General features: G+C 64.6%; 22 protein-coding genes and 1 tRNA gene. 10 read left to right on the plus strand and 13 right to left on the minus strand.

Annotation, left to right across the window (positions count from 1 at the left end):
* Window positions 1-16 precede the first annotated feature (16 nt).
* Together ACZY0Q_RS02550 and glgC are read right to left on the minus strand one after the other, a co-directional pair.
* Window positions 17-1,468, minus strand: coding sequence for an SDR family NAD(P)-dependent oxidoreductase (locus ACZY0Q_RS02550; RefSeq protein WP_463914306.1), 1,452 nt, complete (start codon window positions 1,466-1,468; stop codon window positions 17-19).
* Window positions 1,469-1,551: 83 nt separating this feature from the next.
* A complete protein-coding gene (gene glgC, locus ACZY0Q_RS02555; protein ID WP_463914308.1) occupies window positions 1,552-2,961 on the minus strand; it encodes a glucose-1-phosphate adenylyltransferase in 1,410 nt (469 codons plus the stop codon).
* A gap of 101 nt (window positions 2,962-3,062) precedes the next feature.
* Here glgC and glgA point away from each other — a divergent pair, with 101 nt between their 5' ends.
* Window positions 3,063-4,271: a glycogen synthase gene (glgA, locus tag ACZY0Q_RS02560; RefSeq protein WP_463914310.1), complete on the plus strand. Its 1,209-nt coding sequence runs from the start codon at window positions 3,063-3,065 to the stop codon at window positions 4,269-4,271.
* A gap of 96 nt (window positions 4,272-4,367) precedes the next feature.
* On the opposite strand, the gene ACZY0Q_RS02565 is transcribed toward glgA, so the two are convergent.
* Both ACZY0Q_RS02565 and ACZY0Q_RS02570 read right to left on the minus strand, forming a co-directional pair.
* A complete protein-coding gene (locus tag ACZY0Q_RS02565; protein ID WP_463914312.1) occupies window positions 4,368-6,485 on the minus strand; it encodes an acyl-CoA dehydrogenase family protein in 2,118 nt (705 codons plus the stop codon).
* A 53-nt stretch (window positions 6,486-6,538) separates the two neighbouring features.
* A complete protein-coding gene (locus tag ACZY0Q_RS02570; RefSeq protein ID WP_463914315.1) occupies window positions 6,539-7,231 on the minus strand; it encodes a TetR/AcrR family transcriptional regulator in 693 nt (230 codons plus the stop codon).
* Between the two features lie 61 nt (window positions 7,232-7,292).
* On the opposite strand from ACZY0Q_RS02570, the gene ACZY0Q_RS02575 reads away from it, so the two are divergent.
* The 3 genes from ACZY0Q_RS02575 to ACZY0Q_RS02585 are packed head-to-tail and all read left to right on the plus strand — an operon-like array spanning window position 7,293 to window position 10,918.
* Window positions 7,293-8,660, plus strand: coding sequence for an acetyl-CoA C-acetyltransferase (locus ACZY0Q_RS02575; RefSeq protein ID WP_463914318.1), 1,368 nt, complete (start codon window positions 7,293-7,295; stop codon window positions 8,658-8,660).
* 9 nt (window positions 8,661-8,669) lie between these two features.
* Window positions 8,670-10,010 carry a 3-oxoacyl-ACP reductase gene (locus ACZY0Q_RS02580; protein ID WP_463914320.1) on the plus strand — a complete coding sequence of 447 codons (1,341 nt, stop codon included), beginning with the start codon at window positions 8,670-8,672 and terminating at the stop codon, window positions 10,008-10,010.
* Entirely contained in the window at window positions 10,007-10,918 is a 912-nt protein-coding gene (locus ACZY0Q_RS02585) for a MaoC family dehydratase (protein ID WP_463914323.1), read from the plus strand. Before ACZY0Q_RS02580 ends, ACZY0Q_RS02585 begins: the two co-directional genes overlap by 4 nt.
* Here ACZY0Q_RS02585 and ACZY0Q_RS02590 read toward each other — a convergent pair.
* From ACZY0Q_RS02590 to ACZY0Q_RS02605, 4 genes are all read right to left on the minus strand, one after another.
* Complete coding sequence (locus ACZY0Q_RS02590; protein WP_463916223.1) at window positions 10,915-11,967, minus strand: FUSC family protein; 1,053 nt, start codon at window positions 11,965-11,967, stop codon at window positions 10,915-10,917. The two genes, ACZY0Q_RS02585 and ACZY0Q_RS02590, sit on opposite strands and share 4 nt — an antisense overlap.
* A gap of 93 nt (window positions 11,968-12,060) precedes the next feature.
* Window positions 12,061-13,170 carry a serine hydrolase domain-containing protein gene (locus ACZY0Q_RS02595; RefSeq protein ID WP_463914326.1) on the minus strand — a complete coding sequence of 370 codons (1,110 nt, stop codon included), beginning with the start codon at window positions 13,168-13,170 and terminating at the stop codon, window positions 12,061-12,063.
* Window positions 13,171-13,187: 17 nt separating this feature from the next.
* The gene (locus tag ACZY0Q_RS02600) at window positions 13,188-14,315 is read right to left on the minus strand and encodes a glutathione S-transferase family protein (RefSeq protein WP_463914329.1); all 1,128 of its coding nucleotides are present in this window, start codon (window positions 14,313-14,315) and stop codon (window positions 13,188-13,190) included.
* A gap of 10 nt (window positions 14,316-14,325) precedes the next feature.
* Window positions 14,326-15,063, minus strand: a complete 738-nt coding sequence (locus tag ACZY0Q_RS02605; protein WP_463914332.1) for a M50 family metallopeptidase — start codon at window positions 15,061-15,063, stop codon at window positions 14,326-14,328.
* 124 nt (window positions 15,064-15,187) lie between these two features.
* Between ACZY0Q_RS02605 and ACZY0Q_RS02610 the strand changes: the two genes are divergently transcribed.
* Window positions 15,188-15,652 carry a GatB/YqeY domain-containing protein gene (locus ACZY0Q_RS02610; protein ID WP_463914335.1) on the plus strand — a complete coding sequence of 155 codons (465 nt, stop codon included), beginning with the start codon at window positions 15,188-15,190 and terminating at the stop codon, window positions 15,650-15,652.
* Between the two features lie 111 nt (window positions 15,653-15,763).
* Here the strand turns inward: ACZY0Q_RS02610 and ACZY0Q_RS02615 are convergent, their stop codons facing one another.
* On the minus strand, window positions 15,764-16,066 hold the full coding sequence (locus tag ACZY0Q_RS02615; RefSeq protein ID WP_056339942.1) for a DUF4193 domain-containing protein: 303 nt from the start codon (window positions 16,064-16,066) through the stop codon (window positions 15,764-15,766).
* 368 nt (window positions 16,067-16,434) lie between these two features.
* A tRNA-Leu gene (locus tag ACZY0Q_RS02620) sits at window positions 16,435-16,517 on the minus strand.
* A 174-nt stretch (window positions 16,518-16,691) separates the two neighbouring features.
* Between ACZY0Q_RS02620 and ACZY0Q_RS02625 the strand changes: the two genes are divergently transcribed.
* Window positions 16,692-17,996, plus strand: a complete 1,305-nt coding sequence (locus tag ACZY0Q_RS02625; RefSeq protein WP_463914337.1) for a M20/M25/M40 family metallo-hydrolase — start codon at window positions 16,692-16,694, stop codon at window positions 17,994-17,996.
* 12 nt (window positions 17,997-18,008) lie between these two features.
* Window positions 18,009-19,169, plus strand: a complete 1,161-nt coding sequence (locus ACZY0Q_RS02630; RefSeq protein WP_463914340.1) for an acyl-CoA dehydrogenase family protein — start codon at window positions 18,009-18,011, stop codon at window positions 19,167-19,169.
* 38 nt (window positions 19,170-19,207) lie between these two features.
* Here the strand turns inward: ACZY0Q_RS02630 and ACZY0Q_RS02635 are convergent, their stop codons facing one another.
* Complete coding sequence (locus ACZY0Q_RS02635) at window positions 19,208-19,441, minus strand: DUF5703 family protein (RefSeq protein WP_056339951.1); 234 nt, start codon at window positions 19,439-19,441, stop codon at window positions 19,208-19,210.
* A gap of 39 nt (window positions 19,442-19,480) precedes the next feature.
* On the opposite strand from ACZY0Q_RS02635, the gene ACZY0Q_RS02640 reads away from it, so the two are divergent.
* Entirely contained in the window at window positions 19,481-19,747 is a 267-nt protein-coding gene (locus ACZY0Q_RS02640) for a hypothetical protein (protein WP_463914343.1), read from the plus strand.
* A 55-nt stretch (window positions 19,748-19,802) separates the two neighbouring features.
* On the opposite strand, the gene ACZY0Q_RS02645 is transcribed toward ACZY0Q_RS02640, so the two are convergent.
* Window positions 19,803-20,738: an aldo/keto reductase gene (locus ACZY0Q_RS02645; protein WP_463914349.1), complete on the minus strand. Its 936-nt coding sequence runs from the start codon at window positions 20,736-20,738 to the stop codon at window positions 19,803-19,805.
* A gap of 50 nt (window positions 20,739-20,788) precedes the next feature.
* On the opposite strand from ACZY0Q_RS02645, the gene ACZY0Q_RS02650 reads away from it, so the two are divergent.
* Both ACZY0Q_RS02650 and mshC read left to right on the plus strand, forming a co-directional pair.
* Window positions 20,789-21,622: an undecaprenyl-diphosphate phosphatase gene (locus tag ACZY0Q_RS02650; protein ID WP_185260546.1), complete on the plus strand. Its 834-nt coding sequence runs from the start codon at window positions 20,789-20,791 to the stop codon at window positions 21,620-21,622.
* A 15-nt stretch (window positions 21,623-21,637) separates the two neighbouring features.
* Complete coding sequence (mshC, locus tag ACZY0Q_RS02655; protein WP_463914352.1) at window positions 21,638-22,915, plus strand: cysteine--1-D-myo-inosityl 2-amino-2-deoxy-alpha-D-glucopyranoside ligase; 1,278 nt, start codon at window positions 21,638-21,640, stop codon at window positions 22,913-22,915.
* Here the strand turns inward: mshC and ACZY0Q_RS02660 are convergent.
* Window positions 22,912-23,817, minus strand: coding sequence for a PAC2 family protein (locus ACZY0Q_RS02660; protein ID WP_056339966.1), 906 nt, complete (start codon window positions 23,815-23,817; stop codon window positions 22,912-22,914). The two genes, mshC and ACZY0Q_RS02660, sit on opposite strands and share 4 nt — an antisense overlap.
* Between the last annotated feature and the right edge of the window lie 10 nt (window positions 23,818-23,827).

Consider the following 23,827-nt stretch of genomic DNA (forward strand, 5'->3'; position numbering starts at 1 on the left):
GAGGACAGCGGCCGTCCTACCAGGGGCTGGGCTTGTAGTCCTTGAGGAAGACCCCGTACTCGTCCTCGCCGTTTTCGCCCATCACGATCGGATCGTAGACGCGGGCGGCGCCGTCCACCAGGTCCAAGGGCGCGTGGAAGCCCTCTTCCATGAGTCGGACCTTGGTGAAGTGCGGGCGTTCGTCGGTGATCCAGCCGGTGTCCACGGCCGTCATCAGGATCCCGTCGGCGTCCAGCATTTCCTGGGCGCTGGTCCGGGTCATCATGTTCAGGGCCGCCTTGGCCATGTTGGTGTGCGGATGCCCTGGGCCCTTGTAGGCGCGCGAGAACTGCCCTTCCATGGCGGAGACGTTGACAATGTACTTCCGGTGCGCTGTGGAGCGTTTCATGGCGTCGCGGAGCCTGCTGACCAGCAGGAACGGGGCCGTGACGTTGCAGAGCTGAACTTCCAGCATTTCCAGCGGGTCAACCTCGTCCACCACCTGGGTCCAGCTATTGATGCCGGCCAGGTCCGGGACGAGCCCGCCGGCGTCGATGGCTGTACCGGCGGCGATCCGCTCCAGCGAGGCCGAGCCGGTGGAGAGCGCCAGCGAGGTGATGGCGTCGCCGGCCAGCACCGGGTGATCGGTGACACTGCTCGCCAGCGCGAGGGGGTGTTTGTCGTGGGCGTGGCCGAACGTCACCAGTTCCGGTCCGCCGTTGGCGGGCTCCAGCGCGGCGGGCAATGGCTCGTCCTCGGCGTCCACCAGGGGCTTGTAGGCGTTGCCGGACCGGCGCACGGTCTGGGCGGCATTGTTGATGATGATGTCCAGCGGGCCCGCGGCGTTGAGCGAATCCGTCAGGGCCATCACCTGTGAGGGGTCGCGCAGGTCAATGCCCACAATCCGGAGCCGATGCAGCCAGTCGCCGCTGTCTTCCATGGCCGCGAAGCGCCGCGCGGCATCTTTGGGGAACCGGGTGGTGATAGTGGTGTGGGCGCCGTCCCGGAGCAGGCGCAGCGCGATGTACATGCCGATTTTGGCGCGCCCGCCGGTGAGCAGCGCACGCCGACCGGTCAGATCCGTGTGTGCGTCCCGTTTGCTGTGGCTGAAGGCGGCGCATTCCGGGCAGAGCTGATGATAAAAGGCGTCCACCTGCGTGTAGTGCGTCTTGCAGATATAGCAGGGCCGGGAACGGATCAGGTGCCCCGCCACCTTGCCTGTCGCCGACGTCTCCAGCTTGTTGCCGCGGGTCTCGTCGTCGATCCGGTCCGGTGCTGCCGTAGCGGTCTGGGCGAGGACCGCCCGGTCGGCTTCGGAGATCAGATCCCGTTTGGTTACGCGGCGGTGACGCTTCACGGCCTTGAACATCTTCCCGGTGGCGCGGCGCACCGAGACGTAGTCGGGGTGTTCCTCGTCGTAGACGTGGATGGTGTTCAAAACCTTGAGGCAGGCCTGGATTTCCTCAGGCGTCAGATCGGGGGAGCTCATTGTACCCATTTTACAGCCTGGCCAAGATCCGGCCTGACCGTGCCGCTGGGTCCGCAGTCCGGCCAGGCCTGCCCGTCCTTCGTTTAGGCGCGACGGCCGCCCGGGGCGTCCTGGGCTGCTGTTTCCGCGTGAACCGCAGCAACCTGTTCGACTGATTCGCGGAGTTCTGGGTAGTTGGCCGTGGCCGCCTTGACGGCATCCGGTACCAAGTGGAGGTTCCTAGCGGCCAGCGCACGTTCCGCGTCCCCAGGCTCCGGCACCTGCTGACCTTTGGCGAGCACGGTGATGCCGGATTCGGTCACCTTGAAACCGCGGGCACGGTCCAGGTCGTGGTCCAGGCCGATCGCGGCGCCAGCCGGGACCTTCACGTTTTTGTCCACGATGGCCCGGTTGACCACAGCGCCTTCGCCGATGTTCACCTTGTCCATCAGGACCGAATCGATGACCCTGCTGCCGTTCCCCACAAAGACGTCGTTGGACAGGACGGATCCCTCCACCACACCGCCGGAGACCACCACGCCGTTGGACACAATGGAGTCCAGGGCGGTGCCCACGGTGTCGCGTTCCCCCCGGACGAACTTGGCCGGCGGGGAAATGCTTTGGCGCGTGTAAATGGGCCATTCAGAGTTGTAGAGGTTGAACACCGGCAACGGCGAGATGAGGTCAATGTGGGCGTCGTAGAACGAATCGATGGTGCCGACGTCGCGCCAGTAAGTCCGGTCGCGTTCCGTGGAGCCGGGAATGTCGTTGAGGGTGAAGTCGTAGACTCCGGCCTCACCCTGGCTGACGAAGTAGGGGATGATGTCCCCGCCCATGTCGTGCTTGGTATCGAGCCGTTCTGCGTCGACGTGGAGGGCATCCACCAACGCGTCGGCGTCAAAGACGTAGTTGCCCATGGACGCCAGGAACTGGGTGGGATCAGCGGCCAGGCCAGGAGTTGTGGCGGGCTTCTCCACAAATGCGGCGATCTTCTGCGGGTCCTCCTGGTCCACCTCGATCACGCCGAACTGGTTGGCCATGCTCAGCGGCTGGCGCACGGCGGCCACAGTGGCCTTGGCGCCGCTGAGCACATGCTGCTCTACCATCTGCGCGAAGTCCATGCGGTACACGTGGTCCGCACCCACCACAACGACGATGTCGGGGTTGGCGTCATGGATCAGGTTCAGGGACTGGTAGATGGCGTTGGCGCTGCCAAGGAACCAGCTCTTGCCGACTCGCTGCTGCGCCGGCACGGACGCCACATAGTTGCCCAGCTGCGTAGACATCCGCCAGGTCTCGGAAATATGGCGGTCCAGGCTGTGGGACTTGTACTGGGTCAGCACCACAATCTGCAAGTAGCGTGAATTCACCAGGTTGGACAGCGCAAAGTCGATCAGCCGATAACTGCCCGCAAAGGGCACAGCAGGTTTCGCCCGGTCTGCCGTCAATGGCATCAGCCGGTTTCCCTCGCCGCCCGCGAGGACAATGGCCAGGACTTTTTTGTTCAACGGCATGGTGGTCGCTCCTGTACGCCTTCGTAACTCCCCAAACAGTCCGGCATGCCCGGACTACTTCACACTAGAACAGATAGTGCGGAACGACTACCTTGGGTAACGTGCGAATAGACATTGTGACTAAAGAGTTCCCGCCCGAGATCTACGGAGGCGCCGGAGTCCACGTGGCCGAATTGAGCAGGGTGCTTAGTAAGCACGTTGACCTGCAGGTTCGTGCCTTCGGAGCGCCCCGCGACGCCGATTACCACGGTGCCGGGGTGACCTCCTATTCCGTTCCCGAAGACCTGGGCTCGGCCAACGCCGCCGTCCAGACGCTCGGGGTGGACCTGCGCATCGTCCCGGACGTCGCCGGGGCCGATCTGGTCCATTCGCACACCTGGTATGCGAACATGGCCGGCCATCTGGCGTCCCTGCTCCACGGCATCCCGCACGTCTTGAGCGCCCATAGCCTGGAGCCCTTGAGGCCGTGGAAGGCCGAGCAGCTTGGCGGCGGCTACGCGTTGTCCTCCTGGGTGGAGAAAACCGCGTACGAGGCGGCAGCGGCGATCATCGCCGTTTCCGAAGGCATGCGCCAGGACATCCTCCGCAGCTACCCCGATGTTGACCCTGCCAAAGTCCGGGTGGTCCACAACGGCATCGACGTCGAACTGTGGCAGCGCGATGAAAACCAGGATGTCGTCCGCGCCCTGGGCATTGACCCGGACAAGCCGAGCGTGGTGTTTGTCGGACGCAACACGCGCCAGAAGGGCGTGCCGTACCTACTGCGTGCGGCCGCGAAGCTTCCGGCCGACGTGCAGCTCGTGCTGTGCCTTGGGGCGGCGGATACCCCCGAGCTCGCGGCAGACACTGCACGCCTGATCGAAGAACTGCAGAGCCAGCGGACCGGCGTCATCCTGATTGAACGGATGCTGCCGCGGAACGAACTCATCCAAGTCCTCAGCCACGCCACAGCGTTTGCTTGCCCATCCATTTACGAACCGCTGGGCATCGTCAACCTTGAGGCGATGGCCTGCGGTGCCGCCGTTGTGGCCAGCGCTACGGGTGGCATTCCTGAGGTGGTCCAGCACGGCGAGACGGGCCTCTTGGTGGATATTGAGCAGGTCACCGACGGCACTGGCACGCCGCTGGATCCGGAGAAGTTCGTGACGGAATTCGCTGCCGCGCTCACGGAGGTGGTGTCCGATCCCGAACGGGCACGTGCCATGGGCCAGGCCGGCCGCCGCCGCGCGGAGGAGCACTTCTCCTGGGAATCCATCACGGAGACCACCCTTGAGGTCTACCGCTCAGTGCTCCCTGGCGGACAGCAGTAACCACAACAGTACCGACCAAACAGCGCACGACGGCGCCGCTCCCCACCGAGGGGAGCGGCGCCGTCGTGCGTTACCCGCCAGTGGAACGCGGAGCGGTCAGTTCCGCTGGGTGCGGCCGCCGGCTGAGGTGCGCGCCAGCAGCACTTTTTCGTCGACGGGTGCGTTGCCGCTGACCCGCTGTGCCCTGACGTACGCACGGGCCTCGTCCTGCCGGGTCTTCTCGGCACCGGTGGCGATGGCGGCGCGCACGTGCTCGTCGCCGTACCCGAAGGCGTCCACCAGGTCCAGGGCGTGCGGCCTGATCTTGACCAGGAGCCGGTTGATGTAATCACCCACAGTGCGTGCCCGTTGCATAGAGAGCCGGCCGTTCATGAGGTACCAGGACAGGTTCTTTTCGATCAGCGACAGGCCGAAAAGGTCGCGCAGCCAGGTCAGGACCCGCTTGGTGCCGGGGTCCGAGGCATCTTCCAGCGCCTCCGTGAACGCCTCCCATTGCAGGAGCTCGGCGTGCGCCTGGGCAGCATCGATCAGCTCGTTCTGGTGCTGGTTGAAGAGGGCCGCCCCCTTTTCGACGGGCAGCTTGTTGGCCCCTTTCAGGGCCGCCCCGACGTCAGCCACCATGGTCTGGACGCGGTCCGTCAGGAGGGCGCGCTGGCCTTCCTCGTCCCGGAGCGCAATGGCAGCCTTCTGGACTGATCCGGTATCGGCGACAAACTGTGCCACCTGCCGCAGGCCGGTGCGATGGATCGCGACGCCCGTTGCCTGGGCCACCACGTACCGCGCCAGCACGCCGAAATCGACATTCCTGAACTCCTTGGCGTAGTCGGCCAGGAGGCGCTTGGCCACCAGCTGGAGCAGGACAGTGTTGTCGCCCTCGAACGTGACGTAGACGTCCAGGTCCGCCCGGAGGGAGGCGAAGCGGTTTTCGATCAGGAAGCCGGCGCCGCCGCACGCCTCACGGCATTCCTGCAGCGTGTCCAGGGCATGCCAGGTGCTCAGCGGCTTCAGGGCCGCGGCGAGTGTCTCCAGGTCCTGCCGGTCCTCATCGGTATCGTGGGCTCCGGAAAAGACGTCGTCGAACTTCTGGAGGAGTTGCTCGTGCGCAAAGCCCGCGGCATACGTCGTGGCCAGCCGGGTAAACAAGCGCCGCTGGTGGCGCTGGTAGTCGAGCAGGACCTCTTCGTCAGTGTGGGACGAGGAGTTGAACTGCCGGCGTTCGGTGGCGTAGCGGATGGCTGCTGTCAGGGCGACCTTCGACGCCGCAACAGCGGCGCCGTCCAGGGACACGCGGCCTTGGACGAGGGTTCCCAGCATAGTGAAAAAGCGGCGGCCGGGGCTGGCTATGGAGGACGTGTAGGTTCCGTCCGGTGCCACATCGCCGTACCGGTTCAGGAGGTTCGTGCGGGGGATGCGGACCTTGTCGAAATGCAGCCGGCCATTGTCGATCCCGTTGAGACCGCCCTTGACGCCGTCGTCCTCGCCACCGATCCCGGGCAGGAACTCCTTTGTGTCGGGGTCCCGGAGGTCAAGGTAGAAGGCGTGCACACCGTGATTAATGCCCTTGGTCACCAGCTGGGCGAACACAACAGCGGCGAGGCCGTCGATGGCTGCATTGCCGATATAGTCCTTCCACGCAGCACGGAACGGCGTGTGGACCACAAATTCCTGGGTTTCGGCGTTGTACGTCGCCGTGGTGGCGATGCTGGCCACATCGGAACCGTGGCCGGTTTCCGTCATGGCGAAGCAACCGGGGATCTCAAGGTTCATGATGCCCGGCAGCCATTTGCTGTGGTGCTCGTGCGTGCCGAGGTGCATCACCGCCGAGCCAAAGAGGCCCCACTGGACACCGGCCTTGATCTGCAGGGACGGGTCGGCGGTGACCAGTTCCTCGAACCTGGCCACGTTGCCGCCGTGATCATCCGCACCGCCCAATGCCGCCGGGAAGGCCCGCTGCACGGCGTTGTTGTCCACAAGGTACTTCAACTGGCCGAAGGCCCGCGTCCGGTGTTCGGTGTGCGTCAACCCTTCGATCTTGTGCAGCGCAGGGTCGCCGGCCAGTGCGCGCGATTGCCGGCGGGATTCCGCCCATTTGCCCAGGAGCTGCTCGCCAAGGGCGGCAACGTCAACGGCGGACTGCGCTGCCGTTCCGTGGCCGGGAGTGGGGCTGGTGGCGGCGGCCTCCGGGCCGGTGGTGCGGTCCGCTACTTCGGTCATGTCAATGTCCTTCGTTGGTTCTGACAGGAGGGTGTGTGGTTCTTGTGGTGGCATCATGTCGCGGTGACAGGGATAAGTTCGGGGGCGATTCCCACACACAGCCACGCCGTGATCTGTCGGGCCATGGCTTCCTGGTCAGGCTTCGCCGCGGAATCAGGTGTGCTGAGCCATTGTTCGCCGGCATTCCGGACCAGGCCGATGGCCGCCGTGGGCCAATAGCCAATCACGGCCTCCTTGCCGTCGCCGAGGTGCGTCCGCATCGGCGCGGCGATCATCTCCGCGATGGAATCGAAGAAGTGGCCCAAGGCTCCGGAGATGGCCGCCGATCCCTGCCGACCGTCCGAGTCCACCGGCGCATAGCGCGTCACGAAGCTGTAGACGTTGGGGCTGGTTTCCGCCATCTGGAGATAGGCCGAGATCATGGCCAGCAGCCCCTCCCGAGGGGTCTGGGCGCCCTGTGCCGCTTCGCGGATCTTACGCTGCATCTGGCTTAGGACTACTTCCCCAACAGCGTGCTGGAGGCCGGCTTTATCGCCGAAATAGCGGTAGAAGACTGACTTCGATGTTCCGGCGGCGGCTGCAATCTCCTCCATGGAGGCGTCGCTGCCTAGTGCGTGGACCGCCCGACGTGCGGACTTGATGAGCTCCCGGCGTCGTTCCTCCCGGTGGGTCTGCCAGCGGGCCGAGCGGCCGTCGGCATTTCCGCCGGCAGCCGGCGACGGGGCTTCTGAGATGAGGTTGTTCACGATACTCAGCGTATCAGGTACGCTGGGTATCGGTAACCGTCGCAGATCAGAGGAGTCACTCATGTCCGTCAATGGACAGTCCGGCACCGGACCCCAGGAATTCACCAACCCCACGCCGTCCGGCATGGCGCGCCCGGTCCGCCGGGCCGTGATTGTGGGTGGAAACCGGATCCCGTTTGCCCGGTCCGGTGGAGCCTATACAAAGTCTTCCAACCAGGACATGCTCACCGCCGCACTGGACGGTCTTATTGCCAGGTTTGGGCTCCAGGATGAGCGGATTGGCGAGATTGCGGCCGGGGCCGTGCTCAAGCACTCCAGGGACTTCAACCTCACCCGCGAGGCAGTCCTGGGTTCGGCGTTGTCGGCGGAGACCCCGGCCTACGATCTGCAGCAGGCGTGCGCCACCGGCCTGGAAACGGTTTTGGGCCTGGCCAACAAGATCAAGCTGGGCCAGATCGATTCCGCGATCGCCGGTGGTGTGGATTCGGCGTCGGATGCGCCCATTGCTGTCAGTGAAGGCCTCCGCGAGGTGCTCCTGGACCTCAGCCGCGCCAAGACCCTGCCCCAGCGCCTGCAGGTACTCAGCCGGCTGCGGCCCAAGGACCTGGCCCCCGACGCTCCGAGTACGGGGGAGCCGCGCACCGGCCTGTCCATGGGTGAGCACCAGGCGCTGACCACCGCGCAGTGGAACATTTCGCGCGAGGCGCAGGATGAGTTGGCTTTCAACAGCCACCGCAACCTTTCCGCCGCGTACGACGCGGGTTTCTTTGATGACCTCCTGACGCCGTACCGCGGCCTTGCCAAAGACTCCAACCTGAGGGCGGACACCACGCTGGAAAAGCTGGCTACGCTCAAGCCTGTCTTCGGGAAGAGCCTGGGCGCCGAAGCCACCATGACGGCGGGAAACTCCACGCCGCTGACCGACGGGGCATCGACGGTCCTGCTCGCATCCGAAGACTGGGCTGCTGCCCACGACTTGCCGAAGCTCGCCGCCGTGGTTGACGGAGAAGCTGCTGCTGTGGACTTCGTCCACGGCAAGGACGGCCTGCTTATGGCCCCCGCGTTCGCTGTCCCGAGGCTGCTGGCCCGCAACGGACTGACGCTGGACGACTTCGACTTCTTTGAGATCCATGAAGCGTTTGCGGGGACCGTCCTGAGCACACTGGCCGCCTGGGAAGATGAGGAGTTCGGCCGCACCCGACTGGGACTCGAGGGTGCCTTCGGCAGCATCGACCGCACCAAGCTGAACGTCAACGGCTCCTCACTGGCCGCGGGCCACCCGTTCGCGGCCACCGGCGGACGCATCGTGGCCTCGCTGGCCAAGATGCTGGAGGCCAAAGGAACGGTCGACGGAAGGCCTGCGCGCGGACTTATTTCCATCTGCGCCGCCGGCGGCCAGGGCGTCGTCGCAATTCTCGAAGCACTCTAGGGGCACCGGATGACGGACAAATACACCACCCTGGTCAACCAGGGCGTAGGCAAGAACATCGCCAAACGGCTGGGCCTGCCCCGCCCTGTCCTGCTACGCCGCTACACGCCGGGCCAGCCCCTAGCCACCGGCCCCATCCTGGTCCAGGGCAACACCCCCGGAGCCGACGAACTGGCCGCCAAGCTGCTTTCCTGGGATCTGGACGTACGGCGCCACGCGGTACCCCGCGAAAAACTTGGCGCGATCATCCTGGTCCTGGATGAGCTGAACCGGCCGGAGGATCTTGAGAGGCCTGTGCTGTCCGCTGCGGCCTCACTGCGTGATCTCGGCGCCAGCGCCCGCGTCATCACTGTCTCCCGACCAGCCACTGAAAGTGCGTCCCCGGCACAGTCAGCTGCCCGGCAAGGCGTGGATGGTTTCCTGCGGTCCCTGGCCAAGGAACTCCGGGCCGGCGCAACAGCGAACGGCATCGTCCTGGCCGAGGGTGTCCAGAGCACCAGCCCCAGCGCTCTTGCCGCCCTGCGGTTCTTCCTGTCCGGCCGGTCTGCATTCGTGGACGGCCAGTTCCTGACGGTCGGAACCGAACAGGGTCAGCTGCCCCCGGATTTCGAGAAGCCACTTGCCGGCAAGGTTGCCGTGGTGACCGGTGCCGCCCGCGGCATCGGTGCGGCTATTGCCCGGACCCTCCACCGGGACGGTGCCACCCTGGTCCTCGTTGACATCCCCGCGGCCGGGGACCATTTGGCGGCCGTTGCCAACGAAGTCCGCGGGACGGCGCTTCAGCTGGATATCAGCCGGGAGGATGCCGGGCAGCGGATCATCGAGCACGCCGTGCAGCGTCATGGCCGCCTGGACATCGTCATCCACAACGCCGGCATTACCCGGGACAAACTGCTGGCCAACATGGACCACGCCCGCTGGAGCTCCGTGCTCAACATCAACATTGCCGCCCAGCTCAGAATCAACGAAACACTCCTGGCCTCTGAGCACTTCCGCAATTCACCACGGATCGTTTCGGTGGCATCCACCAGCGGCATTGCGGGCAACCGTGGGCAGACCAACTACTCGGCATCCAAGGGCGGCGTGATAGGGATGGTGCACGCTTCCGCGCCGCTGCTGGCGGCCAACGGCGGGAGCATCAACGCGGTGGCGCCCGGCTTTATCGAAACAGACATGACAGCGCGGATCCCGTTTGCCGTCCGGGAAGTGGGCCGGCGGCTGAATTCGCTGCAGCAGGGCGGCCAACCCTCCGACGTCGCGGAGGCCATTGCCTTCCTGGGGAGCGACGCCGCCGGAGGCATCAACGGCGACGTGCTGCGGGTCTGCGGACAGAACCTGGTGGGGGCATGAGCACGGTCCAGCCGGTCATCCTGGGGGAGATGCCATCCCTGTCCAAGCTGTACGTCAATGCCGCCGCGCAGGCGGCGCGACGCCGCGTGCTGGGCACGCACAACGGATCAAGCCTTCCGGTCACCGGCCACGAAGTGCGCGGGGTTACGGCCGACGTCGGGAACCTCACCGCGTACCAGCACCTCATCGGACTGACCGCCAGGGACACCCTGCCGGCCGGGTACCTCCACGCGCTGGCATTCCCGCTGGCCATGAGTGTGATGAACCGTGACGATTTCCCGCTGCCGCTCCTGGGCATGATCCACCTGAGCAACCATGTAGAGCAGAGGTCGCCGGTGTTCTTCACCGACGCCCTGGATATCCAGGCCAGGGTCGAGAATCTCCAGGGTCACCGGGCCGGCACACAACTTGAGGTGGTGGCCGAAATCCGTGGCGCCGGTACGCCTGACATCAAGTGGACCGGGCGCTCCTCCTATCTGGCGAAGGGCGTGTTCCTCCCCGGCATCGACAAGCCGACCCCCCACAACGGCCAAACCGGGTTCACGCCCCCGGACCCCACCGCGATTTGGGACTTGGGGGTCGACACGGGAAGGGCGTATGCGGCTGTTTCAGGCGACTTTAACCCAATCCACCTGAGCGTGCTATCTGCCAGGGCCCTGGGCATGCGACGCTCCATTGCGCACGGCATGTACTTGGCCTCGAGGGCCCTCGCGGATGTTGGGCCGGCCAAGGGCGAAACGTTCACGTGGGATGTCACGTTCGAGGCGCCGGTGTTCCTGCCGGCCCGCGTTGCGCTGGATATCACCACGGCGCAGACGCCTGGCGAAGACTGGCGGCGGGCCGGCTTTGTGGCGTGGAACCCCCGCTCAGGCCGCCGCCACTTCAGCGGCTCGGTGGCACCGCTCTAGGACGCCGGCCGTGCAGCCCGGAGGATACGGTGCAGGCTCAGGAGGATGGACTCGGACGCTGTCATGGTCGAATCTTCCTGGGCCCGCACCTTAACTGCTGCAATGCCGGCCTCCACCGCTGACTTTGCGGCAGCGAACAGCCGCCGCTGGTCTGCTTCATCCTCACCGTCGAGCGAGGCCAGGAGCTCACCCGTAGCGGTTATGGCCGCTGCCAGGGGTGCACTGTCCTCGAAAGGGACCGTGTACGGCGCGTCCTCTGTCCAAATGACATCCGACAGCACTTCTGTCATGTCCTGGATGTGGAATGTCACCCGCTCCAGAGCACGAAGGTTCCGGTAGTCGAGATCCACATCGCGGGGATGTAGCCGCCTGCGCGGATTGGCCCGGCGGCTCGCGTCAGCCTCCTGGATTAGATGCCGGACTGTGCTGGTGGCTTCGGCCAGCTCAGTTGACCGTCGGGACCAGTTCTCATGCTCGGGAGGCCACTTTTCAGTCAGGGCCGCTCCCATGTCGGTCAACTGTTGCCCGAGGGCCAGCCGGAGTTTGCCCAGGCTGGCGGCTGCCGCGTCGAAGTGCAGGGGAGGAAAGACCAGGAAGTTGACGGCAATGCCCACGCCGACGCCGACGCCCATCTGAATCAGGTAGCCGAAGGAAAAATCGTCCTTGTTACTTCCACCCACGAGGAGAACCAGCAGCGCCGCCGTCGGAATCCAATCACTGCCCGAGCCGATGTGGGGGAGGCCGCCCAGTAACACACCCATGCCCATAACGATCGCCACAGTCAGCGGGGACGGATCACCGACGCTGACCAGTGCAAAGGCCAGCCCAATACCCAGGGCGAGTCCGACGAGTGCTTGCAGACCATGCCGGAAGGATCCGGCCACGTTGTGGTACATGGACACCAGCGCCCCGAGCGGCGCGTAGTACGGATACTCGGCAGCGGATCCGGGCATCAGGGGAGCAACAGCAAAAGCGAGGCCGGCGGCTAAAGCGGCCTTCGCTGCCAGCTGCAAGCGCTGAACCGTTACTGCTGACGAAAGACCGGCCACCGAGTTCCTCAGGAGGCTGGTTCCGCCGGCCGCCCAGCGCTGCGGCTGCGCTTGATTGTCACCCATCCGCCCCACATTAGGTGCAGCCGCTTCCTACGACAAGGCAGACACGGCTCGCCGAACTTCCGCCGCCAGCCGGTGCGCTTTACCCTGGGTGCGTCCGTCCTCCGCACGCTGCGGGATGTAACCGAAGCCGAGACCGTACGCGGGATCGGCGAACCCCAGAGCAGCGTTTGCTCCTTCGTGGCCGAAGGCTCGGTAGCTACCGAAATTCCGCGACACGTGCGGCTTCATAAAAACCACGGCAAATGCGTTGTCCAGTCCCGACATCCGGTCCAGGCCCCACACCTGCTCCTGGGACATGGCGCTGGCCGTCTCAGGGGTCAGCAAGGGAGCCAGGCCGTCCACACCGGTTGTGGCCGCGGCGTAGAGCCTGGCGAGGCCCTCCGCCGAACCCACACCGCCGGCGGCACTCATCCCCGCGACGCGCACGGACCGCCGATTGGGAAGTTCCATGATTGAGCTGACCGCCGCGTTGCTGTTTAGCCCGTTCAGGCTCAGTGGATCAAGCCATGGTTGAAGGGGATCGACGTCGTAGAGGACGGCACGGTAGCGCGGTTCCAGCTGTTCGGGCAGTCCCAGGAAGAAGTCGATGCCGTAGGCCGTGCGGATGCGGTGGTCATAGAGGCTCTGAAGGCTGGTTCCTGTGACCCGCCGGCAGAGTTCCTCCATGATGATGCCGATAGTGAGGGCGTGGTATCCGAAACAAGTACCGGGTCGCCATGCCGGCGTCTGCGCAGCCAACCTTGCCGCGGCCCGGGAAGTGGTGAATTCGTCCAATGCGAATCCATCCTCGACGCCCAACAGGCCGGCCTGGTGGGACAGGGCTTCACGCACCAGCAGCCGGTCCTTGCCGTGGACACCGAACTCGGGCCAGTAGTGCGCCACCGTCTGGTCAAGGTCAAGCAGCCCATCCTGGACGAGTAGGGAAATTACCAGGGCCGCCACGCCTTTAGACACCGAATACGCCCCGGTGATGGAATTGGCCGTGATATGTGGTCCGCCAACAAGGTCCACTTTCTTGACGCCGTCCTGGTAGGCGGCGAGTTGGGCACTGTATTGCGGATCCGCGGCAAGGAGGGCCTCAAACAGATCCAAAACGCCCTCGTAGCCGGGCGCTGCAAAGCCATGAGATTTCTGCATGCGCCCAGCCTAGCCGGTTAGAAAGCGCTTTCCTGCGCTGCGGCCGCTCCGTGGCCCGGGGACACTTCTTCGCCGGAACGCACCGGGCCCGGGGGAGTGCCTTCGCCGAACGGCCGGCCGCCCAGTGTTTCCCTGCTATGGGGCTCCAGCCAGCCGGACAGATCGGGGCCCTGCGGCACAATCCCGGTGGGGTTGATGTCCTCATGAACGATGTAATAGTGCTGCTTGATCTGGACAAAGTCGATGGTGTCGCCGAATCCGGGCGTCTGGAAAAGATCCCGCGCGTAGCCCCACAGGGCGGGCAGCTCGGTCAGCTTTTGCCGGTTGCATTTGAAATGCCCGTGGTACACAGCATCGAACCTGGCCAGGGTGGTGAACAGGCGGACGTCGGCCTCCGTGATGGTGTCACCCACAAGGTACCGCCGTCCGGTGAGGTGATCCTCGAGCCAATCCAGGGCGGTCCACAGCCGGGAATAGGCGGAGTTGTAGGCCTCCTGAGTACCTGCAAACCCGCACCGGTAGACGCCGTTGTTGATCTCCGTGAAGACGCGTTTGTTGACGGCGTCAATTTCGGCGCGGAGGTGTTCCGGGTAAAGGTCAGGCGCTCCGGCCCGGTGGAAGCGGGTCCATTCGGTGGCAAAGTCCAGGGTGATCTGGGGGAAGTTGTTGGTGACCACCGCACCGCTTGCAACCTCTACGATGGCCGGCACCGTAATGCCCCGGGGGTAGTCCGGGAACCGCCGGAAATAGGCGCTCTGGATGCGCTCGATGCCAAGGACCGGGTCCACACCACCCGGATCGAGGTCAAAGGTCCACGACCGTGCATCGTGGGTAGGGCCGGGCTGGCCCAGGGAGAGGGCATCCTCCAGCCCGAGGAGCCTCCGCACAATCGCCGTCCGGTTCGCCCACGGGCACGCCCTGGCAGCAATCAGCCGGTACCGGCCGGCCTCTACACGCCATCCGGGCTCGCCATTGACGCCGGGGCGGCCGTCGTGGGTGATCCGGTCCTCAATGTAGTTCGTGTCCCGGTTGAACTCGGCACCGCCGGTCACGTACGCGCCCCGGGTGGTGTGTTCGGCTCTGTCCGCGCTGTCGCCGTCGTCGGCATTCGTGGCCTCCGGCCCGCTCGAAGTTTCCTGGCTCATGGGGACCAGCCTAGGCTCCGGCTGCCAGGACTGCCGAGATGGGCTGCCAGGCAACCAGCCAGGAACCGGCAATAACGGCGACAAAGAGCGCGATCCAGACGCCGGAGGGTATGGACGTTGCACGGAAGAGCAGGTAGGCGTCGGAGCTGGCCAGCCTGTCCCGGCGTCGCAGATGCACATTGGTCAGCTTGGCGAGGTCCCGGACGGCGGCCACCAGCAATGCCAAGCCCAGAACGATGGCAACATGGCCAGTGAAATTGTGCGGCACAACGAGGACCAGCACCCCTCCGCTGGCAACGGCGAGGCCGGTGATCAGCAGCCCCGCCACGTTCCTGATGAACACCAGCGAAGCCAGGAGGATCAGGGTTCCGGTGGCCAAGGCGGCCGGACCCCAGCCGGCAAAACCGGAAGTTACCAGGGCAGCGCCGGTCAGTGCAGGAACCGGATAGCCCCAGAACCCTGACCAGACGGCGGCGGCCCGGCCTCGGCTGTAACTGGTGGTTGTTCCTGAGTGGTCCAACCGGAGCCGGATCCCGCCGAGTCGTTGGCCGCTCATGACGGCGGCGAAGGCGTGGCCGAGTTCGTGGGTGGCGGTGGCCAGCAGTCCAAAGTACTTCCAGGTCGCCCGGGGAACGGACAGTGCAGTCGCCAGGGCCAGCACCACCGCCAGTTCAGCGACAGTTACCTGGGGGATGGCGGCACGGTTGAAGGCTTCAATGATCCGTTGCCACAATTGCTCGGGAATCAAGGTCTTTCCCAGCCGGACCGGGAGTAGTGATTGTCAGCCATAGCCCTCTACGGTACTAGAGGGATGGTTCACCGCTGTCCTGCTGCCCTGCCGGTTCGGGGCGCTCAACGAATTGAGGAATGCCGTGACCACTTTGAAGGAACGCCTGCACGCTGATGTTGTGGTGCACATGAAGGAGCGGAACAAAACCGCGCTGACAACGGTGCGCAATGTCCTGGGCGAGATCGAAACACGGGAGAAGTCGGGAAAGACGCCCATTGTCCTGGACGACGCCCAAGTGACCTCGTTGTTGCAGAAAGAGGCTGCGAAGCGTCGTGACACCGCAAGGATCTACACGGAAGCCGGAGAATCCGGACGGGCGGCAGCTGAGGTCGCCGAGGCGGAAATCATTGAGGCCTACCTGCCCCAGCCCCTGACAGTCTTGGAAGTCGAGGCAATTGTGGACGAGACCATCGCCGGGTTGCGGAATGAAGGCGTGGAGCCCGGCATGCGACAGCTGGGCGCCGTAATGAAGCCTGTCACGGCCAAAGTCGCCGGACGCTTCGACGGCAAGGCAGTCAGCGAGATCGTCCGCAGCCGTCTCTCCTGAGCCTTCGGCCCAAGCCTGTTACAGGAAAGGCACGCCTACTGTGCGTGGGCGTGCCTTAACTTCCTGTTGGCGGAACTCTGCCGCCACGGAAAACTATCGGGTGTTCTTCAATCAGCCTTCGCAGTCAGTGCAGTAGCTGTGTCCGTCTTTCTGCCGCGCAATCTGGGAGCGGTGCCGGACCAGGAAGCAGGAGTAGCACGTGAACTCGTCTTCAGCCTGCGGGATAACCTGCACGACCAGTTCCTCGGCAACGAATTCGCCCCCGGGAACGCCGGCGCCATCCAGCCCGTCGGCCTCATCGAGCTCGAGGACGACACTGCGGGCGTCCGGTGCATTGGCGGACTGCAGTGCCTCGAGTGAGTTGTCCTGCGACTCCTTGACGTCGGAGCGAAGTTCGTCGTAATCGGTTGCCACTTAGGTGTATCTCTTTTCTTTGGTTCGTCTGTCGCGTATGCAACGTACAGCATCCGGCGGGTATTCCCCAATAGCTTGGCGGGAAAATTTCTCTGCGGAGCCAATATTTCCGTGCGGACACCCGGTGGAATCGGTGTCGGGTGACATTGGGCACCCTGGCGGCAGCCACCTGAGCACGGTGCCCGGCCGCGGTTGTCCTTCTGTCGGGGATCGGGGCGGTGTTCGGCGGGGTTTGGACCTGCCGGTGTTCCCACTGGTTTCGGCGCCACCATTCCGCCCGGCTGTCTGCCTCCGTATTGTGCCGGAGTCCCTGCCCGGAAGCAGAAAAAACCCCTGAAATCCATGGATTTCAGGGGTCTTCCCGTTTGTGCGCGGAGGGGGACTTGAACCCCCACCCCCTTTCGAGGACTAGCACCTCAAGCTAGCGCGTCTGCCATTCCGCCACCCGCGCAGGTGGTAATTCGGAGATCGTTTCCGCCTTTCAGCGTTTCGCTTTTCTCCGAAGCAGCGAGAAAGACTCTACATGAACTTTCCAGGAACATGAAATCGGCCCGGATGGGTAGGCTGAAGGCAAGCGAATCCGCCCTTGGTTCCCAGCAGCCGCCACCTTCATGAGGAGTGCCCAATGACTGAAATCCGTCCCGAAGATGAAGTTGTCCGGATCTGCCAGGAACTCATAAGGATCGACACGTCGAACTACGGAGACGGCTCCGGGCCGGGGGAGCGGGTGGCGGCCGAATATACAGCCGGCCTGATCGAAGAAGTGGGCCTCTCTGCCGAGATCTTCGAGTCGGCGCCTGGCCGGGCAAATGTTGTCACCCGGATGAGCGGCGACGACCCGTCCGCCAGCGCGCTGGTGGTCCACGGGCACCTTGACGTCGTTCCCGCCCTGCGTGAACAGTGGTCGGTGGATCCCTTTGGTGCCGAACTCAAGGACGGACTCATCTGGGGCCGCGGAGCCGTGGATATGAAGGACATGGACGCCATGATCCTTGCCGTGATGCGGGATTTGGCCAGGTCCGGGCGAAAGCCCAAGCGCGACATCATCTTTGCCTTCTTCGCCGACGAGGAAGCCGGCGGTGAGTACGGTGCCCGCTACGCCGTCGACAAACGGCCCGAGCTCTTCGAAGGCGCAACCGAAGCAATCTCGGAAGTAGGGGGGTTCTCGGCAACCATCGGCGGGCAGCGCACGTACCTGCTCCAGACGGCTGAAAAGGGCATCTCCTGGCTCCGGCTGGTGGCGCACGGCCGGGCGGGCCACGGCTCCCAGATCAACACGGACAACGCCGTCACCCGTCTGGCTGCGGCGGTAACCCGGATCGGCGAGTACAAGTGGCCCATTGAGCTGACGCCCACCACACGGCAGTTCCTGGACGGCGTGACAGAACTCACGGGGGTGGAATTCGATCCCGACAATCCTGACCGGCTGCTGGACCAGCTCGGCACTGTGGCGCGCTTTGTGGGGGCAACCCTGCAGAACACCACCAACCCCACGCTCCTCAAGGGCGGCTACAAGCACAACGTCATCCCGGAATCGGCTGAGGCCCTGGTGGACTGCCGGACGCTCCCGGGCCAGCAGGACCACGTGCTGGAGATTGTGCGGGAGCTCGCAGGGACCGGTGTCGAAGTCAGCTACGTCCACAACGATGTCTCTCTCGAGGTCCCGTTCGCCGGGAACCTGGTGGATTCCATGATCGACGCACTGCACACCGAGGACCCGGGCGCGAAGGTGCTTCCCTATACGCTCTCCGGCGGCACTGATAACAAATCATTGAGCCGGCTTGGTATCACGGGCTACGGCTTCGCTCCCCTTCAGCTGCCCGACGATCTCGATTTCACCGGGATGTTCCACGGCGTGGACGAGCGGGTCCCGGTGGATTCCCTGAAGTTCGGCGCGCGGGTTCTCAACACACTCCTCACGAACTACTGAGCCGGACAGGAGATGACGCCCGAGGAAGTTCTCCCGGAGCCGCTCCTGGAGGCTGTCCGCGGCCGGGCTGCGGGCTACGACCTGGACAACACCTTCTTCGTTGAGGACCTTGCGGAGCTGACCGCGGCCGGCTACCTCAAGCTCTTTGTGCCTGCGTCCGACGGCGGCCTGGGGCTTGGGCTCGAGGCGGCAGCGCAGTGCCAGCGGCGGCTTGCTACGGCTGCCCCGGCCACCGCTTTGGCCATCAACATGCATCTGGTCTGGACCGGCGTCGCCCATGTCCTGGCCGCAAGGGGCGACCGTTCCCTTGACTTCGTCCTGCAGGAGACTGCCCGCGGCGAGATCTATGCCTTCGGCAATTCCGAAGCCGGCAATGACTCAGTCCTCTTTGATTCAAAAACGGCAGCCGCGCCCTTGCCGGGCGGCGGGTACCGCTTCACGGGTACCAAGATCTTCACCAGCCTCTCGCCTGCCTGGACGCGGCTGGGTATCTTTGGCAAGGACACACTCGCCAGGGGAGGCGAAGGGGAACTGGTGCACGGATTCATCGAGCGCGGCGCTGCCGGCTATACCATCCTGGACGACTGGAACACCCTGGGCATGCGGGCCAGCCAGTCAAACACCACCGTCCTGGACGGCGTCGAGGTCCCCCCGGACCGGATCTTCCGGAAACTCCCCGTGGCGCCCAACGCCGATCCGCTCATTTTCGCCATCTTCGCCTGCTTCGAGTCATTGCTGGCCGCCGTGTACACCGGCATCGGCGAACGTGCGCTGAACGTGGGTGTCGAGGCGGTCAAGCGCCGGACATCATTCAAGAACGCCGGCCGAAGCTATGCCCAGGATCCGGACATCCGCTGGAAGGTCGCGGAGGCTGCCATGGCCATGGATATCCTCTACCCCCAATTGCTGGCTGTCACCCGCGATGTGGATGCCCTCGTTGAGCACGGGCCGCAATGGTTTCCCAAACTTGTGGGACTGAAGGTCAATGCAACGGAAACGGCCCGCCGCGTTGTGGACCTGGCCATCAGGGTGAGTGGCGGGTCCAGCTACTTTCGCGGGTCAGAACTTGAACGCCTCTACCGGGACGTGCTGGCGGGGATGTTCCACCCGTCAGACGATGAGTCGGCGCACAACACGGTGGCGAACGCCTGGCTGGGTCCGCTGGAGGCCTGAACGGGCCGGCGGCCGGTGAATCCCTGGCCTGTGCAGCCCTAAACGGTTCGCTGGACCTGCATCACCCGGCGGCGGAGCCAGAAGCGCCTGCCGCCGCCCAAGTACAGCTTGCTGCGCTCCAGCTCCCACTTGCCGTACTCGGAATGTTCCACGAGCCGGCGCCTGGCGTCAGGCAGTGAATCGTCAGGACTGACCGTCAGCACGAGGTACTCGTACTGCCTCAGAATGTCCCGTTCCCGCTGGACCGAGCTGGTGAGAAAATGTTCCTTCATTGCTCTCCATTTTCGTCCTTTTCCGGCTAACGTGAAGTCATGAGCATCGATCCGCGTGTCGCGCTTCAGTCCTTGACAACCGCCTTGGAAGAACACCTTATAGCAGCATCCAACCGGCGTGGCGATGGCGATCCCGCTGTGGAAGCGGCTTTTTTTGCGGTCGCGGATGCGTTCGAGGTTTATGAAGACGCACTCTACGAGGCTTACAACGAAGTTACACCCCTTCAGGTCTTCGATGATGAAGAAGATGAGGACGACGAAGCCGGCATCGACGATGACGAGGATCTGGAAATCGTCCAGGAATGAGACCTCCACGCCACCTGCAGCGGAACGTCCAACAGCTGCGGCCCTGACCGGCGTGTCAGCCGGGCAGGGAAACGTCCTCAAGGGCACAGGCGATTTCAGGCGGCAGGCGGGTCAGCTGAGCGGCCATGATTTCTTTGGCCTGCACGGGAGTTCGGGGCCCGATGATGGCCGTGGCCACACCATGCTGGGACAACAGCCAGCTCAGCGAAACATCCAGCGGCGTCCGGCCCAGGCCCTTGGCCGCCATGGCCACTGCTTCCACCACGCTGGACGGCTGCGCCTCCAGATACGGCTCCACGTAGGGTGCCGAGTCTGATCTGGCTGCCCGGGAATCCCCGGGGATGGCGCCGCGATACTTGCCGGTCAGGACGCCGCGTCCCAGCGGCGCCCAGGCCATCAGCCCCAGCCCTGCATCTTCGACGGCGGGAACCAGCTCCGCTTCTGCCTTTCGCTGCAGCAGTGAATATTCAGCCTGCGCGGCTACGAGCGGAAACCCGGCCACCGCCGCTGCCTTGGCGCTTTGCCACCCGTTGAAGTTGGAGATTCCCGCGTAGCGGGCACGTCCGCTACGGAGCGCGAATTCAAGCGCGGAGAGGGTTTCCTCCAGCGGGACGTTGCCGTCCCACGCCTGGGCAAACCATATATCCACGTAGTCAGTCCCCAGCCTCGCCAGGCTGGCGTCCAGGCCCGAGAGCATCGCGTTCCGCGACGTATCCACCGTGAGGCGGCCGTCCGACGTCGACATCCCCGCTTTAGTGGAAATGCAGACTTCGGTGCGGGAGACAACGTCACCGAGGAGCGATCCGATCATCGCCTCTGCGCGGCCATCGGCGTATGACGCCGCGGTATCTATGAGTTTTCCGCCACCATCGACAAACGTCCGCAATATCTCCGAGGCGTCCTGTTCGTCGGTATCGCCGGACCAAGACATGGTGCCGAGGGAAAGGGCGGAGACTCGCAATCCACTGTTGCCGACGTAACGCTGCTGCATAGCTGCAAGCTTACGGGGAATCAACAGGGTCAATGACGTAGGGTCTTAGCGTGAACTGGTTTGAGGCGGCCCTGCTGGGCCTAGTGCAGGGACTGACCGAATTTCTACCGATTTCATCGAGCGCGCACCTGCGGATTGTGGGGCAATTCCTGCCCAACGCATCCGATCCCGGGGCCGCGTTTACCGCCATCACCCAGCTGGGTACTGAAACGGCGGTGGTGATCTACTTCTGGCGTGACATCGTGCGGATCGTCAGGGCGTGGGCGGGATCGCTGACCGGAAAGGTCTCCCGCCAGGACCCGGACGCCCGCATGGGCTGGCTGGTGATTTTGGGAAGCCTCCCCATCATCGTGCTGGGTCTGCTGTTCCAGGACCAGATTGAGTCGGTGCTGAGGAGCCTGTGGCTGGTAGCCACCATGCTGATCGTCTTTGGGCTCTTCCTGGCCGTGGCCGACGCCATCGGAAAGCAGGATAGGGACCTCACCCAGCTCACCTACAAGCACGGTATTTTGTACGGCTTCGCCCAGGCGCTGGCTCTTATTCCCGGCGTGTCCCGATCCGGCGGCACCATCACCGCGGGTCTCCTGATGGGCTACACGCGCGAAGCCGCCGCGCGGTATTCCTTCCTCCTGGCGATCCCGGCCGTGTTCGGCAGCGGCCTTTACCAGCTGTACAAGGTGGTCTCCAAGGATGGCATCACCGGGCCGTATGGCCTGCCGGAGACGGCGCTGGCCACCGTCATCGCCCTGGTGGTGGGATATGTGATCATCGGATGGTTCCTCAAGTTCATTTCCACCCGAAGCTACCGGCTCTTCGTCTGGTACCGGATCTTCCTGGGCCTGGCCTTGTATCTTTTGCTCGGTTTCAATGTCATCAGTGCCTAGCCGTAGGCTTAGGCTGTGAAATCCTGGACCTCCCGCCCTGTCCCTGCGCTGCCCGGCGCCATGCCTGCCATCCGGCTTTTCGACACAGCTAAGGGGAGTGAAGTCACACTCCGGGCCGGGGGAGAGCAATCCATGTACGTCTGCGGGATCACTCCCTATGACGCAACCCATATGGGCCATGCGGCCAGCTACGTGGCATTTGACCTGCTGAACAGGGCCTGGCGTGACGCCGGCCAACACGTTTCCTACGTCCAGAACGTCACCGACGTCGACGACCCCCTGCTGGAGCGAGCGACTGCCACCGGCGTGGACTGGCAGGACCTGGCCGCGAGCCAGATTGAACTCTTCCGGACCGACATGGAAGCCCTGAACGTCCTTTCGCCGGACCATTACGTGGGTGCCGTTGAATCAGTTGACATCATTGTTCCGGCCATTGAGCGGCTGGTCCGCCTTGGGCTGGCCTACCGCGTGCCCGGAACAGCCGGGGAGCCCGACGGCGACGTCTACTACGACGTCGAAGCCGCCGGCAAGCAGACCGTCGCCCCTGACGCCTGGACCCTGGGCTCAATCTCCGGCCTCGGTGAAGCCGAAATGCTTGAACTGTTCGCCGAACGCGGCGGCGACCCAGGCCGGGCCGGCAAGCGGCAGGCGCTGGACCCCCTGCTCTGGCGCGTGGCCCGCGACGGCGAGCCGAGCTGGCCAGGCGGCGAGCTGGGCCAGGGCAGGCCTGGCTGGCATATCGAATGCACGGTCATCGCCCAGCGCTACCTGCCCGCACCCTTCACTGTCCAGGGCGGCGGCTCGGACCTCATCTTCCCCCATCACGAGATGGGTGCCGGTCACGCATATTCCCTCGCCGAAGTACCGCTGGCCCAGCACTATGCCCATGCGGGCATGGTGGGCCTGGACGGCGAAAAGATGAGCAAGTCCAAGGGCAACCTGGTCCTGGTCTCCAAACTTCGGGCCGCAGGTGAAGATCCGGCCGCCATCCGATTGGCCATCCTGGCCCACCATTACCGGTCAGACTGGTCCTGGACCGCGGAGGGCTTTGAGGGTGCTAAGGACCGGCTGGCTGCGTGGCGCCGCGCACTTGCCACCGCGCCGGAAGGATCGGCGTCCCGCCTGATCGCCGAGATGCGGTCCGCCCTTGCCGCTGACCTGAACGCACCGGCTGCCCTGGAAGCTATCGACCGCTGGGCTGCCGCAGCGGATTCCGCCGCGGCAGCGGGCAGCCAGCATGATCAGGCGCTCGTTAGTGACGCTCTGGATGCCCTGCTTGGCGTCGTGCTTTAGGGCTTGTCCCGGCCCCGACGCTTGAGGTAGCGCTCAAACTCCCGCGCGATGGATTCCCCGCTTGCCTCAGGAAGATCGGCGGTATCTTTTGCCTCTTCCAACTGCCGGACGTAAGCGGCGATCTCCGGGTCCTCAGTCGCCAGCTCATCGACGCCGCGTTCCCACGCGGCGGCCTCTTCGGCCAGTTCGTGGGTGTCCAGCGGGACCTGGATCAGCTCCTCGACCCGGTGCAGGAGAGCCAGCTGCGCCTTGGGTGACGGGGCCTGTGCCACGTAGTGCGGGACGGCTGCCCAGAGGGAAACGGTGGGAAGGCCGGCCAGCAGCGAAACTTCGGACAGGACTCCGACGATGCCGACGGGACCCTCATACTGGGAGGCTTCAAGGTTGAGGCGCTCCCGCAGCACGGCGTCATCCGAGGAGGTGCTGACCGGAATCGGCCTGCTGTGCGGAACGTCAGCCAGAAGGGCTCCCACCAGGACCACGTAGTCCACCTTCAGCGCCTCTGCGTGGACCAGCAGCTCCGCCGTATACGCCCGCCACTTGTAGGACGGCTCGATGCCCTGTACGAAAATGACGTCCACATTCGAATCCGGCGCACTGGCCTTATAGATCCGCGTGGATGGCCACTTGATCTTGCGTTCCCCCGAGGCGTTCCGGCGGACCGTGGGACGGGTGAACTGGAAATCGTAGTATTCGTCGGCGTCAATGGACGCGACCTTCTTGCCGCCCCAGACCCGGTTGAGATAGCGCAACGAATCACTCGCGGCTTCCCCGGCATCATTCCAGCCTTCAAATGCGGCCAGCATCACAGTAATGCGCTCCCCGTCCGCCACTGGCAGCAGGAACTGCTCCGGTTCAGGTGCGGCACCCGGTTCCGCGGTGTCTCCGTCGAAGCTATTCATCTCATCACCC

Source organism: Pseudarthrobacter lactosi (assembly GCF_055412785.1).

Excerpts from the sequence above, each read along its gene's own strand:
- ACZY0Q_RS02550 (WP_463914306.1), bottom strand. The coding sequence starts at position 1,468 with ATGAGCTCCCCCGATCTGACGCCTGAGGAAATCCAGGCCTGCCTCAAG.
- glgC (WP_463914308.1), bottom strand. The coding sequence starts at position 2,961 with ATGCCGTTGAACAAAAAAGTCCTGGCCATTGTCCTCGCGGGCGGCGAG.
- ACZY0Q_RS02565 (WP_463914312.1), bottom strand. The coding sequence starts at position 6,485 with ATGACCGAAGTAGCGGACCGCACCACCGGCCCGGAGGCCGCCGCCACC.
- ACZY0Q_RS02575 (WP_463914318.1), top strand. The coding sequence starts at position 7,293 with ATGTCCGTCAATGGACAGTCCGGCACCGGACCCCAGGAATTCACCAAC.
- ACZY0Q_RS02580 (WP_463914320.1), top strand. The coding sequence starts at position 8,670 with ATGACGGACAAATACACCACCCTGGTCAACCAGGGCGTAGGCAAGAAC.
- ACZY0Q_RS02585 (WP_463914323.1), top strand. The coding sequence starts at position 10,007 with ATGAGCACGGTCCAGCCGGTCATCCTGGGGGAGATGCCATCCCTGTCC.
- ACZY0Q_RS02595 (WP_463914326.1), bottom strand. The coding sequence starts at position 13,170 with ATGCAGAAATCTCATGGCTTTGCAGCGCCCGGCTACGAGGGCGTTTTG.
- ACZY0Q_RS02600 (WP_463914329.1), bottom strand. The coding sequence starts at position 14,315 with ATGAGCCAGGAAACTTCGAGCGGGCCGGAGGCCACGAATGCCGACGAC.
- ACZY0Q_RS02625 (WP_463914337.1), top strand. The coding sequence starts at position 16,692 with ATGACTGAAATCCGTCCCGAAGATGAAGTTGTCCGGATCTGCCAGGAA.
- ACZY0Q_RS02630 (WP_463914340.1), top strand. The coding sequence starts at position 18,009 with ATGACGCCCGAGGAAGTTCTCCCGGAGCCGCTCCTGGAGGCTGTCCGC.
- ACZY0Q_RS02635 (WP_056339951.1), bottom strand. The coding sequence starts at position 19,441 with ATGAAGGAACATTTTCTCACCAGCTCGGTCCAGCGGGAACGGGACATT.
- ACZY0Q_RS02640 (WP_463914343.1), top strand. The coding sequence starts at position 19,481 with ATGAGCATCGATCCGCGTGTCGCGCTTCAGTCCTTGACAACCGCCTTG.
- ACZY0Q_RS02645 (WP_463914349.1), bottom strand. The coding sequence starts at position 20,738 with ATGCAGCAGCGTTACGTCGGCAACAGTGGATTGCGAGTCTCCGCCCTT.
- ACZY0Q_RS02660 (WP_056339966.1), bottom strand. The coding sequence starts at position 23,817 with ATGAATAGCTTCGACGGAGACACCGCGGAACCGGGTGCCGCACCTGAA.